The organism is Chryseobacterium sp. PTM-20240506 (assembly GCF_048296755.1).
Taxonomy (GTDB): domain Bacteria; phylum Bacteroidota; class Bacteroidia; order Flavobacteriales; family Weeksellaceae; genus Chryseobacterium; species Chryseobacterium proteolyticum.
The window spans coordinates 1,750,983-1,767,722 of the sequence record NZ_CP182581.1 but is presented as its reverse complement, the minus strand read 5'-3'; the positions used below and the strand labels follow the sequence as shown (position 1 = coordinate 1,767,722).

At 36.1% G+C, this 16,740-nt stretch carries 7 protein-coding genes; all 7 read left to right on the top strand.

Annotated features, from left to right (window positions below):
- The first annotated feature begins 2 nt into the window (after positions 1-2).
- The 7 genes from ACNFU2_RS07700 (at position 3) to ACNFU2_RS07670 (ending at position 16,584) form a co-directional block, all read left to right on the top strand.
- Positions 3-860 carry a hypothetical protein gene (locus ACNFU2_RS07700; protein ID WP_273648533.1) on the top strand — a complete coding sequence of 286 codons (858 nt, stop codon included), beginning with the start codon at positions 3-5 and terminating at the stop codon, positions 858-860.
- A gap of 243 nt (positions 861-1,103) precedes the next feature.
- Positions 1,104-1,634 (top strand): hypothetical protein, encoded by a 531-nt coding sequence (locus tag ACNFU2_RS07695; protein WP_273648532.1) that lies wholly within the window; start codon positions 1,104-1,106, stop codon positions 1,632-1,634.
- Between the two features lie 449 nt (positions 1,635-2,083).
- Positions 2,084-8,569 (top strand): hypothetical protein, encoded by a 6,486-nt coding sequence (locus ACNFU2_RS07690; RefSeq protein WP_273648531.1) that lies wholly within the window; start codon positions 2,084-2,086, stop codon positions 8,567-8,569.
- 2 nt (positions 8,570-8,571) lie between these two features.
- Entirely contained in the window at positions 8,572-13,338 is a 4,767-nt protein-coding gene (locus ACNFU2_RS07685; protein ID WP_306614711.1) for a hypothetical protein, read from the top strand.
- An 81-nt stretch (positions 13,339-13,419) separates the two neighbouring features.
- A complete protein-coding gene (locus ACNFU2_RS07680; RefSeq protein ID WP_273648529.1) occupies positions 13,420-13,581 on the top strand; it encodes a hypothetical protein in 162 nt (53 codons plus the stop codon).
- Positions 13,582-13,583: 2 nt separating this feature from the next.
- Positions 13,584-14,732, top strand: a complete 1,149-nt coding sequence (locus ACNFU2_RS07675; protein WP_273648528.1) for a hypothetical protein — start codon at positions 13,584-13,586, stop codon at positions 14,730-14,732.
- 7 nt (positions 14,733-14,739) lie between these two features.
- The gene (locus tag ACNFU2_RS07670) at positions 14,740-16,584 is read left to right on the top strand and encodes a pyocin knob domain-containing protein (protein WP_306614708.1); all 1,845 of its coding nucleotides are present in this window, start codon (positions 14,740-14,742) and stop codon (positions 16,582-16,584) included.
- Positions 16,585-16,740: the final 156 nt, after the last annotated feature.

Below are 16,740 nucleotides of genomic sequence, written 5' to 3'. Positions count from 1 at the left end.
GCATGAAAAATACTATTTTAATTTGCATGTTGCTGATAGCAGTAAAATTATACTCACAGCCAAGCCAGCTTCCCAAAGAGCCTTATGAATTTTTACTCGAACAGAATAATAAGTACGAATTAAAGGACATAGAAATTATTTCTTATTCGGCTGAACATCTACTTTCGATCCAAAAATACAAAGTAAGTAATGAGGAACCTGTTTATTTTAATAGTTCATCTCCTAGTGGGAAAATTTTAAAGGACAAAAAATTTTTGAAATTATTCTTAATAGACAGGGATGATGATTTTCTTAAGACTTATCTGGTAACACTTGTAAATAAGAACAATGGTGAGAAGACAGCCATTTATATACATCTGCATAAAGACTACTGGTTATTAAGAGATTTCTATATCAACAGGTTTTTAATAGAAACAGCTGATATTGAAGAAGGAACCTACCTTGTGAATTTTTTTGAAGATAAAAAGGAAATCGACAGTAAAATAAGAATCAATGCAACATCTTTCGCTAAAGTTTCAAATTCAAAAAAAACAAATACTAATGATTCCTCCGATCTGGTAAATTTGGATGTAAATATATCTAACAGAAATGACTATTTCATAGGATACTACCAATGGATTACAGATTCATGGATTCCTAGAGTGAAAAGAGGAGCACCGTTTTCAAATTTTGTTTTAAAAATAAATAACAAATCGATGCGCAGCTTTAAGAAATCCAATCAATTTATATCAGTCGAAGATATCTGTGCAAATAAAAATAGTTTAAATAAATTAAAATATCTATTAAACGGAGTGAATAAAATTGAACGAATAAATTTTACAACCCCAGAAAATAAAATAAATAATTATCAGGTAGAATAATACCTCTCTATTTAGGGCTGGTACCGCAGATCAACTTAAAGCACTGGAAGGTACGGGAGGAGATTATTTATCAAATGAAATTTATTATAGAGTTGCCTTTTTAAGGACAAAATATAATCCAAGTCTTAAAACGGGGCATATTCATGTTGGCTTTAATAAAGGTGATGTTAGCGGAAGTGAAAGAGATCAAATGTACCTATAATAAAAGATGTTTTAAAACAGGTCATTACAAATTTATAAACTATGAAAAATTACATTATAGCATTAGGACTTTTTATAACCAGCTTTCTCCATGCACAATTTGTACCTCAAAGATATGCGATAAAAATCTCAGATATGAATTCGGATTTGCCATCGGTTAAGCAAAACTATTCATTTTATTCTTATTCATATAAACTTTCGAATGATGAAGAGCAAGCAAAAACAAAGCAAACGATAAACAATTATAAAAACCATAATTCGGGAGAAACAGAATATATTTACGTTCCTTTATACCCTAATTATAATAATAGCAATGATGTAAGTATTTTAAAGATAGTTCATAATGACAAAGTAATGACGGTTTATTTTTCTTTTAATCGTAATTTATCGGAAGGAGAAGTCATTTACCTGGATCATTTTTATTTTGTACCGGGTACCTACTTTCTAAAGGTTGAAGAACAAGCTAATTATACTCATCAGGAAATCGGAAAGAAGGTTGTAACGCTTCCTTTTTCAAATGCGAAAATGATATCCGCGAAAAAATTACGTGATATCTTCCGTAAGATCAATTAATATCATTTCTGACTTGATTATTGACGATTAGTGATAGTATCAAAAATTTAAGTACTTTATCTTAAATACAGAATAGCTCTGTCTACTCTTTTTTCTCTAACTATAGGATAGAATTACATTCATGGGATTTCTGTGGAGAGTATTATAATGTCATGAAATAAGACAATTATTGAAACTTCAGAGTAATAGAGATCTTTCATCATAAATAATTCCGATCATTTCTTCATTCTAGTTCTTTTATTCATTTTTTCAAATCCGGAATACAATTTATTATTGATTCATTTCAGTAGTACATTATTCCCAGTGCCTTATTTCAGGGGCAAAAATCTTTTAATTTTTTAATATTCAGTCAAACTAAAACAATGCAATAGATCGTATAGAATTTATCAAACCAAGTAACAAACTAACAAAATAAGCATGTCGCTTAAACTTACAAATACCAAAACACCATGGCAACAAAATCCTTTTACCCCAATATAGGTACATTGGTTACGATTGACAATTTTCCGGAAGAACTACAATTTCTGGAAAACGGACTACAAAATGTATTAGACAAAATTTATTACAAAGAACTGCAATATGTTCAAAGCAATGACGGTTCCCAGGGCTATTATAACATTGTCCTGGTTACCGGAGAGCAATTGAAATTAGATCTTTTCGGATCAGGTTTTTCTATTGTGATCAATCCCGGAAGCGCAGGTGAAACCCTGATTCCGCTTACTTTAAATTATAACTGGCCTGTATTGGCTTTGATCAGTAACTTTAATCTCGAAACTTTTTCCTATCTACCGGCCGAATTACAAAGTATCCTTAATCAAACCCTGAATCTGAGTGATTCTGATTTAGTGCAGACTGCAGTAGGAGTTTTTGAAGGAAATCAGGATCTTCAGGCTTATAAAAATCTTGTTGATAAAATCAACCTGCATTATGGACTTTCAGGAAGTAATTCAATTCCTTATCCTGTTGAAGATGATTCTTTAAACATGGCTGAGGATATACGCTTGGCAGTAGAGGCTAATACTTTCATTACAGATGATATTCAGGAGGTAATCAATCAGGCTTATATCTTATCCGGTAACAACTCCACCTATACTGATAACTTAAATACCCTGGCTCAGAGCGTAACAGGAGAAAGTATTCAGGATTACATCAAAAAAATTATTGTTCCAAAAATTGAAGCCTCTTTAGGTTTATCAGTTGGTCTTGCTTTCCCGAGAAATATTTTACTTCCTGTGGATAATTCCGGAAATGCTATCCCAGAACCGGAACAAAGTATTTTGGTATTTGATGTAGGAAACCTGGATTTCAGTACTCAGGGAGGAATTAATTTTCAGGAAGAAATGGCTGTTAGCTTAAATCATCCCTCACAGATCGGAAACACAGGATTGGGAATAGATATCGTTAAAGCAAAGCTGGATCTGAGTAAAAATAAAAATATTCTGGAAGCAGATTTAGATGGAAGACCTCAGAATTTCATGGGAGTTTATGCACAGTATGCAGCCATCACACTTCCTTCTAAGTGGTTTAATAATGTTAATAATACAACATTACGTATTGCAGGATATAACATGCTGGTTGGAACAGGAGGTATTTCCGGGACAATTGGCCTGGAAGCTGTAAACGGTACTCCTACTACAAGTGATGATTATCTGTATGCAGATATGGGAAGCTGGAGAATTGGTTTTAATTCTTTTGATATTACTTTCAAACAAAATGATGTGATTTCTTCCAATATCAGGGCCCAACTGGATATTCCAAGATTCACGGATTCTAATGGGAATGGGGCTAAAATAGATGTTCTGGGGCATATTGATGCAAACGGAGACTTTCTTTTAACTGCTGCGGCAGTACCACCATTTGATCCTACTTTAACTTTACCCAATGTTTTCAAACTTCACTTAAAGTCTGTAGAACTTGGGAAAGAAGATGGGAAACTTTTCATTGGCGCTTCTGCGGATGTGGAGTTTTTAGGTTTCCTTGGTGATTTATTAAAAGGTCAAACTCTAAGTATATCTACCCTAAGAATCTATAGTGATGGTCATATTGATTTCCGTGTAAATGGTGGAAATCTGACATTACCTAAACCTATTAAGATCCCGATTGGTCCTGTTGATGTATCTGTTACAGCGATTCACTTTGGGTCGCATGAAAGAGAGAAAGGGGGAATGATCCGTAAATATAACTATTTTGGCTTCGATGGCGGCGTAAGTATAGGTATAGCCGGTGTTGATGCCCGTGGAGATGGGATTAAATATTATTATACCATAGATGATGGTCCCGGAAAATCGCATGATGCTTATCTTCATATTCAGACGATCTACGTGGATATGGTTATTCCTGCAAATTCCAGTGATCCGAATGTAGCCATTAAAGGCTGGTTATCTATTCCTGAACCGGGAGAGTTCCAGGAATATAAAGGGGGAGTGAGCTTAAAAGTAAAAAATCCACGTATTGCCGGAGGGGTAGATATGCGGTTAGCTCCTAAATATCCTGGATTCCTTATTGATGCTAATATTGAACTTCCTAATCCGATTCCATTAGGTCCCGTTTCTATTTTCGGATTCAGAGGCTTATTAGGATACCGTTATGTAGCTGAAAAAGAGGCGATAGGAATGACTTCTCAAAACACTTGGTATCAATATTATACAGCACCACAAAGAGGTGTAAACGTTAATAAATTCAGTAGACCTGATCAGACGGAACATTACAGTTTTCCGTTTTCTCTTGGAGTTGGCGCACTACTGGGAGATACCGTAGCGAACGGAAGTATTATTTCAGCAAATGCTATGCTTTTATTATCCTTACCTTCCATGGTGATGGTAGATGCAAGAATGAAGCTTTTATCAAAAAGGGTAACCTTCACAGATGATCCACCGTTCTTTGCCTTCTTTATTTTTGGGGATAATTCTTTGGAATTCGGTTTTGGGGCTGATTATAAGTTCCCGGAAAGTTCAGGGGATATCATTAAAATCTACGCGGAGATTCAGGCTGGTTTCTTCTTTAATAATCCTTCTGCATGGTATATTAATTTTGGAACACAACAGGCACCGATTTCTGCGAAATTATTAAAGGATCTGTTTACATTGAAAGCATTTTTGATGATTTCAGGAAAAGGAATCCAGGCCGGAGCAAGAGGAGAGTTCAGGTTTGACAGAAAGTTCGGACCTGTAAGTATTTTCGTATTGGCTTACCTTGAACTGGGAGGAAAGATCAGTTTCCAAAAGCCTCAGATGGGAGCTTATTTTGAAGCAGGACTGGCCATTGATATCAATGTGAAGATCATTCGTATTTACGCAGCAGTAACTATCTTGCTCGCCGTAGAGTCTCCACGGCCATTTATGATTTATGGTGCATTTACAGTAGAATTTAAAGTGAAAATTTTATTCTTTAAACTTAAATTCAAAGCGAAGATCGAATTAAAATGGGAATTTAATAAGGATGTAGACAGAACGCCTGTCAATCCATTTACGGAAGTACCAGAACAGGTGGAAGGACTTGTAAAAGGAATCAGTATGCTAACAAATGAAACTTTTGATTTGTTGCAAGTGAATGCCGCCAGTGCAGATAATCTTAATCCTAATACGATTCATAATGTAGTTCCGCTGGATACCTACATTGATATCAAAACCACAAAAGGCTTATTGCCGGCTGCGGCTACAAATGCAGTGATTGGTGGATTTACAAACCCTGCAGACTATTATGTAGATCTTGTTCCACCCGATAAGGTAATGAAGGGTCTGGAATTAAGACAGGTAAAACATCAGTATACTCTGGAAAATATTGAAATAAAAGCCCATAACGGATCCGGATGGATCAACTATAATCCTTTCAAGGCAATAGAACCTGCTAACTCTCTTTTGGATAATCTTAAAGCCGGACAGTGGCAGAAAAAAGATAATCAATATAATGCAATCAGATTGTTGGCAACCACTCCTTTCACTTATACGGAGCAAGGAAATCCTGGATGGTTTATACCTGAGCAATACGGAGTAAATGCATCTACGTTATTCTGCGAGGGACAGCATGTAGAAAACTCTGTTTCAGATTTTTTAGATAAACCATTGAATACCCTGTATTATGCATCTACAAATAATTTCTTTCAAAGTAAAGGAGCGTCATATCAGATTTCAGGAGATGTACAGTACACGGTAAATCCTGATGGAAGTATTACGATGCAGGGAGATTCTGCAAAAGTATCTGATGCTATCAATAGTTATGGTTTCATACAATCACTAGAGTTTAAAAACCATTCTAAGTTGACAATCATGTTGCCGGCACCTTCTACTGATATTGAACTTAAATTAAGTACGTACAGTTCCGGGGTAACTGTTGCATTCTATAGTCCGATAATCGATGATAGCCAGTCCTTTGTACAATATGATATTACAGAAAAATATTATTACAGAGATGAACTTATCAATCCTGTAACAGCACCAGGTGGTTTACAAAACGGGATTACTAAAATTGTAATTACTCCTGATGTAGCAGATAGTGTTGCAATTAATCTGATATTAGAACAGATGGCACAGCTTATGGATCAGGGATATCAGGATGCCTTAGCTCATGGAGGGATTATTGATGATGTGAAACCGAGTAACCCGGATTTATATAATGAGTTGGTGAAACAGCTTCAGGAATTACAATCTCAGGGATGTGGTGGTGAAAGCAGACAAGAAAAATATGAAATTGTCTGTAAAATATTTCCTGATCTGGTAAGGTATTACAATAACAATTTCTTCCTGCCTTTCAATACCAAAGGGGTATCGCCGGGAGTAGAACAATACAATTATGTACAGCTTATCAGGGAAAATATAGAAGCGGGAATTTTTGAAGAGGTTTTCAACATTCTGGCATCAGCAGGTATTCCGTCAAGTTTATTTGAACTTTATGTAAAGCAGTATTACGACTATTTAAAGAATTTAAAGGAGTATCTTGATCAGAATCCTGATAATTTAGAAGAGATTGTTGGACGTTTTAATAATTTGAGAACGAAATTCAAACAGATTAATAACCTGTTGAAAAATATGAATCCTTGTGAAGATGGAAAGCTTTGTAATTTAAGTGATTCCCTTTCCTATCAGGAATTTGGAGAGTTCAGTCCAAAACCTCCAGTAAGCCGTTCTCCACTATTAGAGACTTTATACAAGTTTATAGAGGAAAATCCTGAGTATAACTATTTATATGAAATTTTACATAGGCAGATAGCTACTCTTGAAACTATTATCAAAGAAGGCTGGGGTACTTATAATCACTTTAAAGTAATTTTCGATAATGCTTGTAAAGAAATTATTTCAACTCTTGCGGATCTCGGAAACTGTTCCGCAAATAAAAGCTGTTTTACCTTATTTCATGAAATAAAATGGTTATCTGTAGAAGATTATGCTTATAATATCAGTATCCCTTCACAAGGAGCTATCACACAGGATACCCAAGCGGCAGTTGATGCGATTACCAAATCGATTCAGCCTATCTGGAGGCCCGATACATCTTATTTTGTAAGATTTAAACTAAAAGATACAGTAGATAACGGGCAAGGACAGCAGACTTTTGATTATGCTTATGCATTCCGTACAGGAGGTCCACTTGGATTTTTCCATTTGGATAAAGATTCTACCTATGGAGATATTCCGGTAGCCAACTCTAGTCATATTCTTGAAGATACCGTAGGGATCATTCGAGACACTAACGGCAATGTTGTTCAAAACGATCTTACACCACATCCTGATTTATATCCGCATACGTCATTGAGGGCTTATATTGATTATCAGCGATCGTATCCTAACGCGGATGGAAATATTGTGAATGCCAAACCATTGTTTTACGACGATGTAACGACTAAAATTTCTATGTATTTTACTTCCAGCTATGTATCTAAGTTACTTGACGGTTGGGAAGATTATCAGGGATTAGGAAAGCTTGGAGGAACCATGAAGATTATCATTAAAGATCCTGTAGAAGGGGTGTCTATTGTTAATCCGCCTAGATTAGATACAACAGAACAAAATATTCAGCTTTCACAGGTAGATATACCACAAACTATCGAAGAATGGTCACAAGATGATAATCCGGCCATACCACCGGTATTGAATCAGTATTTTAATATGCTGAATAGTGGAGAGAATTGTACAGGAATTGTAACATTGGTAAAGCCAAAGTCTTTCTATCGTATAGTAACTCCTAAGAGACTTAAGCCTCAGAAATTATATACTGCACAGGTACTCAATTTCTATTGGGGGAAAGATCAACAGGTAAATATTTCTCAAATTACGGAAGATCTTAAGCTTAGATATGCTAAAGAAGTTCACAAGTTTGTATTCCAGACTTCCCGTTACAAAGATTTTAATGAGCAGGTACAAAGCTGCTTTATACCATATTTTGATGAAAATGGAGATGAGGCAACCAAACAGGCAGTTTATAAAATTGAAAAATCGATTACAGCAGACAAACTTGAAGCAGCATGGAATGTTATTCAGGGAGTTTCTAATCCTTTGAGTGAGGCTATTGCTCTTCAATACCAGCATCCTTTTGACAGGATACTTCAGGGATTATTTGGAATTTCCCCATTAGAAGATGCTCCTACTACGGAATTTAATAAAATTGTGGATCCTGTTACAGGCAATGTAGTTGCTCTACTGATCAGAAATCCTGAACCGTTTAATCATCCTAAAATTCCTTTAGAATATATCAATAGGAGTATAAATAATAAATATGGGATGATAGATGTAATGAAAATTGCAGCAGGAGGAGGAAAACCAGCTGTAGATCAAAATTATAAGGTGATCTATTCCAAAGATTATGCCCAGGCAATAGTTATGAATGCAGGTAAATCAATTACTGCAGAAGAATTGAACTTCCAATTTGTTTACAGGGTGTGGAACGGAACCATCTATGAAATATCGGATTCAAGAATAGTATACAATATCAAAATAAATTAATAATGTCATCAACTAAAAATAATACAAGCATGATTGCTGCATCTCCTATCAATGATTCATTTTTACAATCAGATTGTCTTTATATTCAGTCTGCAGGTTCTTTAGGAAATGACAGTACAGCAGGAATTCACCTCAGATGGGCCTTAAAAGGCCCAGCTGCTGAACACCTTCCAAAAGGAGATCATTTTCAAAATGCTCCTGAAGGTTTTAATAAACCAGACGATTTTATCTCCATTTTCAGGGCACCATATTATCCGGTAGTAACATCTCTTTTTCTGAAAGAACAACCCACTACGGTAATTGACAATGAGGCCTTATGGTTATATGGAAATAAAGAAGGAAGAAAGTTTTATGTATATTTCAGAAACACCAGCAAGTATCAACAAGTACGCGCTAATATTGATCCTTTTTCAGATCCTGCTGCTTTTTTCGAGCACTACGGTAGTAATGTTATAGAGGTTGAATGTAAAGAAATGTTGTTTTTTGCATCACAGTTATATCCATCTTCCAATGGTTCTTCAAAAACAGAAGTTCTTTCTGTAGAAACCAATAAACTGAATCTTCCTAAGAATGTAACATTCAGAAAAAACATTGTTGATTTTTCAGAAAAAATATTTGCTGAAAATGGACGTAGTATCCGTTTTGTACCTGCCAATTGTATAATAGAACGAATTGATTTTGAATTTTATGATCAGGTTTCCCTGAGAACAAAATGGGAGGAAATAGGAAAGTACAGCCTTTCGTTGGATGATAGTGAGGTAATAGACCGAAGGCTGGAGCCGGATCCTGGCAACCGTCCTGTCCATGCAACATGGTCCAGGTATAATGACGGCGAGTATGTGAACATAAGAAACTATCATGAGAAGTGGAGTAATTTACCCGATCCTAGGAATACAATCAAAGATTCTGTAAAACAATATTTACAATTAAGTGATGATCCTGCAAACCCTCAGGCACTGGAGTCCTATTATCTGAATGATGATTCAAGCGACCCAAACACCCCTTTGGAGGTTTCACATTTAGCCATTCTACAGATGGCGTCATTGGATTATCATGTGGCAAGGATGTTGGGATTGGGCTGTCTCGATCTTAATGATCAGGTGTATAAAGGGGAGAAATTCATATATGCTGCTCAATATACTACTATTGCAGATCTTAAGGACGGACAAGGAATAAAAGAAGTACATCATGCCTATATCACATTACCAACTTCCATTGAGGATGAACGACCTAGCTTACCAGTTGATCTAAAGGAACCTGTTCCTGGGATTTTTTCTGCAGATCCTACAGTAGGAGGTTCAGCTTCAGGTATTATTGATGCTGAAGGCTATACTCATGATGGTACAGGAAGGTATATTAGCTTATTAGCTGAAGAACTCAATCCTGATGAGCCGGAAGACAGTCCGTTTTATTTTTCGAATGCAGAATTTGATATGTCTAAATTTACGTATCCGGTATATGTGGGTATTGAATACAGGGATATTGGCGAAAGTCAATGGAGAGTTCCTGAACTTCCTCATGACCCTGGATTCGTTAATGTAGACAATAATGGAAACGATTCTAAAAATGAAACGGTTGCTATCGGTATTCCTGACTTTGGTGTGCCTGCCTATTTGCACAAAGAAACAAAATCAGGAAAACATGTATATGGGTCCTATGGAGTCAATTGGTTCTCCAGATCACAAGTTTCATCCATAACCTGGGAAATAGAATCAGATATTAAGCCTGCTAATACACTTTTGCCTCCTTCAAGTGTTAATGCATTCCTTATTCAGAAAGAACAACCTTTGTTGCTGACCTCTCAGAATGAGCAGGAATTGCTTGCCCAGATCACAGGAAACGATAAAACCCTTGTACGACTGACTTTTGAATATGATGCTGCTCAGGATATGGTCTCTTATCAAAAAGCAATCAATGGTGAGCAGCTGGTTGATTTTAATCCGCTTCCTGATAACGAGGAATTATTTGCAGATGAAATAGAAGTTTTCTTCAGGCCAGAAATGCCGAAACAGGTGTTCGGGATGATTGATGCGATCTCTGATCTGTCCGGAAATCCTTTGGTTTCGGTTATTCAATCAAAAGACCTTCCCCTAACGAGTGCTAATCAGTCCCTTTCCCCGACCATTCCTCCCGGGCAATTTCAGAATTACATAGGAGGAGTATTTAAAGTAGGAAATGATGAATATTTTATTCATGATATTGTTTCAGGATCCAATCCTACTTATCCTGTGTTTCATATTCTGAAAAAGCAGGTAGGAAATGCTTTTGGTCAAAGTACAACAGCTCCTTTTGATCCTTTGAATTTTGTGACCCCATCTGTAGATGAAGCTTTTATGATTGTAGAAAACATGCAGAACACAAGTACATGGGGATCTGTTAATCCACATCAGGTAAAAGTGAAAATAGGGAATAACTGGCCTATTTATACAGAAGAGATAAACATTACTTCAGGGCAAGCTCCGGATATAACTGAAAATACATATTTCAGGAAATTCAGAGGCATCAACAGAAATGCATCTGTTAAGCAATATACGGATCAATTTACACCTGTTTTTTCTGGGGTGTATGAGATTACATTTCCTGGATTCACATTAAATAATCACTTGCAGTATTCCAATGTTCCAGGTGCTGATAGTATACAATGGTATAGAGGAAGTGTTCGTATTGCCAGAGATAATGATCCGGGAGGGGAAAGAAAGACGCTAAAGGTTCTTAGGATTGATAATATTGGAACGGGAGAATTAAAAGTATATGCACAGGATGAAACTTTTGCAACAGATCCGTTGCAGGCTTCAGTGAGCAGAACTGTAGATGTTAATTTTTATCCGGGCTATAGAGCTTACCTTTATTATAATGCTCCGTGCCGCCTTACTGAAGGTCATCTTCTTCCACAAGATGCGGATACGCTTGAAAAATATTCCATTTTCGGATTGCGAAGCTCTGATCTGCAATATGCCTATCAGTCAAGGATATCTACACCGTCATTGTTATTTGGAAGAAAAATAGAAGCCCCAATGGTTCCTCAGTTGCCACTAGGTGCCCAATATGCAACAAGGCCGGATTATTTTGGAAGATCAAGCTATGCATTTACTACAGAATATGCCCATAGGCCGTTCAGTGTAACATTTTTAAGAAGTAATGATGATATTCTGTTAACATCTTTATATAAAAATACTGAAGATTATGGGGTAGTACCTGAGCTTAACTCTGTAGAAGATATCAGGATGAAGAACGGAGATGAATTTTTTAATTCAAGATTATCGGATTTAGCCAATTCGACAATAGATTTAGGAACTGGTCAGTTTAAAACGTATAATGGATACGGTTTGCCAATACCTAATAATCCGAGGCTTTTTGATGGAATCAATGAGTTTATCAGCCAACATAATCAGCATTATCAGGAAAACTTACCAGATGTTTCTTCTTCACAGGTCAATTCAATGAATCATATTATTATTCCAGCCGATCCTAATGGAAGGTATGGTCAGCTGAAATTCTATGATTTCGTAAAGCAGACCATTCAGAATACTTACGTTCCATTAACGGAAATACCTGTTATTTACCAACATATCAAAGGTGGAAGCTATCAGCCGATTCCTAAAGCACAAGTCATTAGAGACAGAAATGGTACGCTCCTTAACCCTACATCTCCAGAGTTTGATATGGCTCCGATGATGAAAGTGTTATCAACAACTCCTAGTCATAAGACCCTTTTTGTAGATTATACCCTGGATGGAGCTTCGACGAGTGTTTATTTTTATTCGGTAAGAGAAACCAATGCACAAATGGTTCAGAGTGAGCCGAGTCCGGCAATCGGACCGATAAAGATGGTAAACTCATTCCCATTAAGAACTCCGGAAATTAAAAGTGTTATTCCGGTATTGGAAAACACTATTTTAAGCAGCTCAGCGAAAATGCAGGTGAATATTAATCCGTATGACAAAATCCATAATGTTAAGAAAGCAAAACTTTATCGCGCTCTTAATATGGCCGATGCAACCTCCATACGTACGATGACTCTTGTAAAGGAACTTGATCTTGAAGCTGAGGGAGTATTAAATAGCGAAATCTGGACAATGGAAGATGATTTTTCCGATCTGCCGGAGGTACCTTTTGGTGATCCGTTATATTATAAAGTTACTGTAGAAGCTGAAGTAGAGTATGCTAATGCAAATTACGATGGCTCTGCTGATGTGATTGTGACGGAATATGCACCTTCGGAAGCATCTAAGCTTATGATAACAATAATAACTGAAAATATACTGCCTTCATCTCCCGAGTTAAAATTCGAGTCCGATGCGATAACCGGGAATGAGGTTACGTCTGCAATACTTAACTGGAAAGAGCAATGTTATAAAGGGAAATACCATCTTTATAAATTGAATAATCAAGGGAATTGGAAAGAAATTGCCAGAATGAATATTCTTGCGGATAATGTTTCTAAAGTTCAGCTCTATCTTTTTGAAAATGATCCTGTCACCAACATACCAATGTGGATGCCTAAAGAAGTTTTTGATGTTAATGATCATACTTTATTCCTAAGATTAGAAAAACTTGGCCTAGATCCTCTTTCAATTGCTGATCCGGATGGAAATCCAATTTATCATCATTTTAAAATGATCACTGAAAATACGGCAGGTATGTTAAGTAAGGAAGATAAGGTTTTAACTGTTTATGATGCTGGAAGTTGGACAGATATTGGAGGGATTTCTTCAGATGGAACAGATGGAATGATCATAGAGCAAACTTTTATCGTTAGTCCAAATTAACCCTTAATTGTAATTAATAAAAATGAATCAGTTCCTCCCTACTTTATGGGAGGAGGAACTGATCATGAAAAAATAAAAATTATGATAAAAAAAACAATAGCAGCTTTAAACGAATATTTTAAAGCTGGAAAGCGGTCGACAGAAAGCCAGCTTGGAGATTTCAAATTACTTCAGAAAATAGAAAAATTAACATTATACATCATTTCTCTAAAAAAAGAAATTGGTGTTTTACAACGAAACTAATTATGGCAAAAAGAGATATACAAGAGTTAAAGGATTATTTTAAAACGGGCAAGAGGCCAACTGAAAGTCAATTTAGTGATTTCATTGATAGTTATTTACATTTGGACGATCCGAGATTATCTTCTGAAAATTACAAATACAAGGATTTCTTCATTTTTTTTCCTCATCAGCAGAATGACCTTGCCGTTGATATCTTACTGGGAAATGGTTATGTCAATGGTGAATTTGAAGTTCAGATTGTAGGCTCGTACAGTAATGAAAATACGATTGGAATAATCCGAAAACAGATTATTTTCGGGGGAAATCCTGATAACAATATTTGGTATCCATCGGTTTCCAGGGTTATGGAAGCTTCAGGACCCATTGTTGACAATATTTATATAGGAGATATTATCTGGGATGCTACCTTAAATCAATATAAATTAAGTATCTATCATACCAGAGCGACAGGGAATCCTTACAGTATCAGGATCGTGCAGCAATCCCAAGGAACAGCAGTTGTAGATAATGCAAAAGTTTCAGGAATATATGCCAAGCCTGTTGCAGGTCAGAACAAACACTATGTTTATTATAGCAATAATTTTGGAATAGGAACCGCGAATCCTCAATCCAGATTACAGGTTATCAGTTCCTTTAGTGAACCGCAAGATCCAGGTGCAGTTATCATTGGAGATACCGCATTACCTAACTTAAGAATGGGATATAATACACAGAACACTTGGATTCAGAGTCATGCCGGATCTCAATTGCATATTAATCCCTTAGGAAATACCTTAGTGCTAAACAGAGATGCGGGTAATGTGGGAATTGGAACCCAAAATCCGGATCAAAAGCTAACTGTAAAAGGAAAAATACATGCAGAAGATGTAATTGTAGATACCAATGTTCCTGCCGACTATGTATTTCAAAAGTATTTTGATAATACTTCTTCCATCAGACCGGATTATCAAATGCCTACGTTAAATGAGCTGAAATCATTTATAAAAAAAAATAAACACCTTCCGGAAATTCCATCTGGAGATAATATTATAGAAAGTGGAATTAAAGTCGGAGATTTCCAGATGAAATTACTTCAGAAAATTGAAGAACTGACTCTTTATATGATTTCTCAAAATGAAGAAATTGAGAGATTAAAAAATTTAATAAATTAAATAAATCATGGCAAAGAAATCCATCACAGAATTAAAAAATTATTTTAAGTCAGGAAAAAGACCAACTGAAAGTCAGTTTGGAGACCTTATAGATAGCTATGTGCACCTAGATTCAAATAATGCACCTTATTTACCTCTTTCAGGAGGAACAATGACGGGCGGCATAAATCTTGGGCAAACAAATACAAACGGAATATCCAGAGATATGTCCGGTGTAACAACTAGCTCTAATTTTTCAAGATATTTTACAAAGCTAATAGGTTCTAACGGAGATATAGATACATTTGGATACTACGGAACCGTTACAAGTAGCGGAGCTGTAAATTTGAGTTGGGGATATATTGGAGGATCAGCCTATAACAGTAAAAATGCAATCAGATGGACCTCTGACCAACGTGTCGTTGTCGGAGCCAGTTCTTCTGTTGTTCCAACTACGGGATATGCCCTAGACACTGTAGGAAATCAATATACGAGAGGAAATGTTGATTTAAGTGGAAACATAAACAGCACCACCGGAGAATTAATTCTTCAAAGGCAAGGTACAAATAAAGTGAGAACCAATACATATAGTTTGATTCTTTCTGGAGAGACAGCCGCAGGAAACATATATTTAAGACCACAGGGCGATAGTACCAGTGCAGGTCAGGTTATTCTTAGTTCAGCTGGCACACAATATGTTGATGCTTACAATCTAAACTTTGGTACCCAGACGACTACTGGATCTGCATTGTTTCATACTAATGTAGCAAGTGCAACACCAGGATATGGTTTATGGATGGGACATAATTTGCAGTTCAATGGAACAAACTTTATTCAGCCCAGAGGAAGTTTAGCATCATGGGGATTTACAGTAAACAATCATAAGAATTTTTCATTTAATTATGCAACAAACTCTGGAACCAACGGGAGTTCGGTGTCTTTAACAGAAGTTGTTAAGATTAATAATACAGGTACTATTACTACCTTAAATCACGGAGATTCCTCTCAATGGAACAATGCTTTCACACAGGGGTTGATATACAGAGGATTAGTTGGTAATGTTGACCTTAATACTATTACGACAACTGGATTTCGGATACAAGGAGGTACTGCTAATGCTACTCCTGAAAATAATCACCCCGTATTGCTCGCTGGACTTTTAAAAGTATTTGCAACAAGCACTCATATCGTTCAGGAGTATATCACGTATTCAATATACAATGATTCCTACAGAAGGTATTATTATAATGGAACATGGTCACCATGGACAAAAGACTGGGATTCAAATGATTTTTCACAGCAAAATATTAACAACTGGAATGTTGCATTCGCCAGAAAAAATGAATCTGGGCAGATAAAAGTAAGTTATGCAGGATTGTCTGTTTCTAATTTTACAGCCAATACATATAAGCAACTTAATATTAATATTGCTACTCCAACAATTGTATCTTCACCCGTCACAAAATATCCCAATAGTACACCAAATAATTATAAAGGAATCTTTGATTCGGGAAGAAATGGAGGATCAACAACTTATTCCGGTAGATTAATAGAAAATCCAATTCCCGGACAGAATCATAGATGGAGAATTATGGGTAGTTTTTCTGATAGAACAAATGCTTTATCAGATACATTAACCCTTGGAATCAGACTGAAAAATCCTGTGAGTGGATTTTCTCTAATGGGAGTAATTACGGTTGCTCCACAACAAAGTTCAGGCGAGTTTTCTTTATATTATGATACTATTGCTGATGCAGCCTCAATCTCTTCAGCGAATGGATATATACTAGAAGTAGTTGCAAGTAGTACAGACGCTAACTTATCTGTTAACATTAATTCTATTACAAGATTTTCAGAGGCTATAGAAGCTTAGTTTCGAAACTTATAAACTGTTATCTATGTCTTGATACAAGTACCGCGATTACTGCGGGGCAATATGTAGGAGCGGATTCCCATATTTATCTTTGGTTTAAGTTACCGAACGTGTATTACTCCAGTTTTAAAGTGGATTCAATGCGTGTAGGAAACG

Bases quoted from the DNA above. Each gene is read 5' to 3' on its own strand.
- ACNFU2_RS07670 (WP_306614708.1), top strand. From the start codon at position 14,740: ATGGCAAAGAAATCCATCACAGAATTAAAAAATTATTTTAAGTCAGGA.
- ACNFU2_RS07700 (WP_273648533.1), top strand. From the start codon at position 3: ATGAAAAATACTATTTTAATTTGCATGTTGCTGATAGCAGTAAAATTA.
- ACNFU2_RS07685 (WP_306614711.1), top strand. From the start codon at position 8,572: ATGTCATCAACTAAAAATAATACAAGCATGATTGCTGCATCTCCTATC.
- ACNFU2_RS07675 (WP_273648528.1), top strand. From the start codon at position 13,584: ATGGCAAAAAGAGATATACAAGAGTTAAAGGATTATTTTAAAACGGGC.
- ACNFU2_RS07695 (WP_273648532.1), top strand. From the start codon at position 1,104: ATGAAAAATTACATTATAGCATTAGGACTTTTTATAACCAGCTTTCTC.
- ACNFU2_RS07690 (WP_273648531.1), top strand. From the start codon at position 2,084: ATGGCAACAAAATCCTTTTACCCCAATATAGGTACATTGGTTACGATT.
- ACNFU2_RS07680 (WP_273648529.1), top strand. From the start codon at position 13,420: ATGATAAAAAAAACAATAGCAGCTTTAAACGAATATTTTAAAGCTGGA.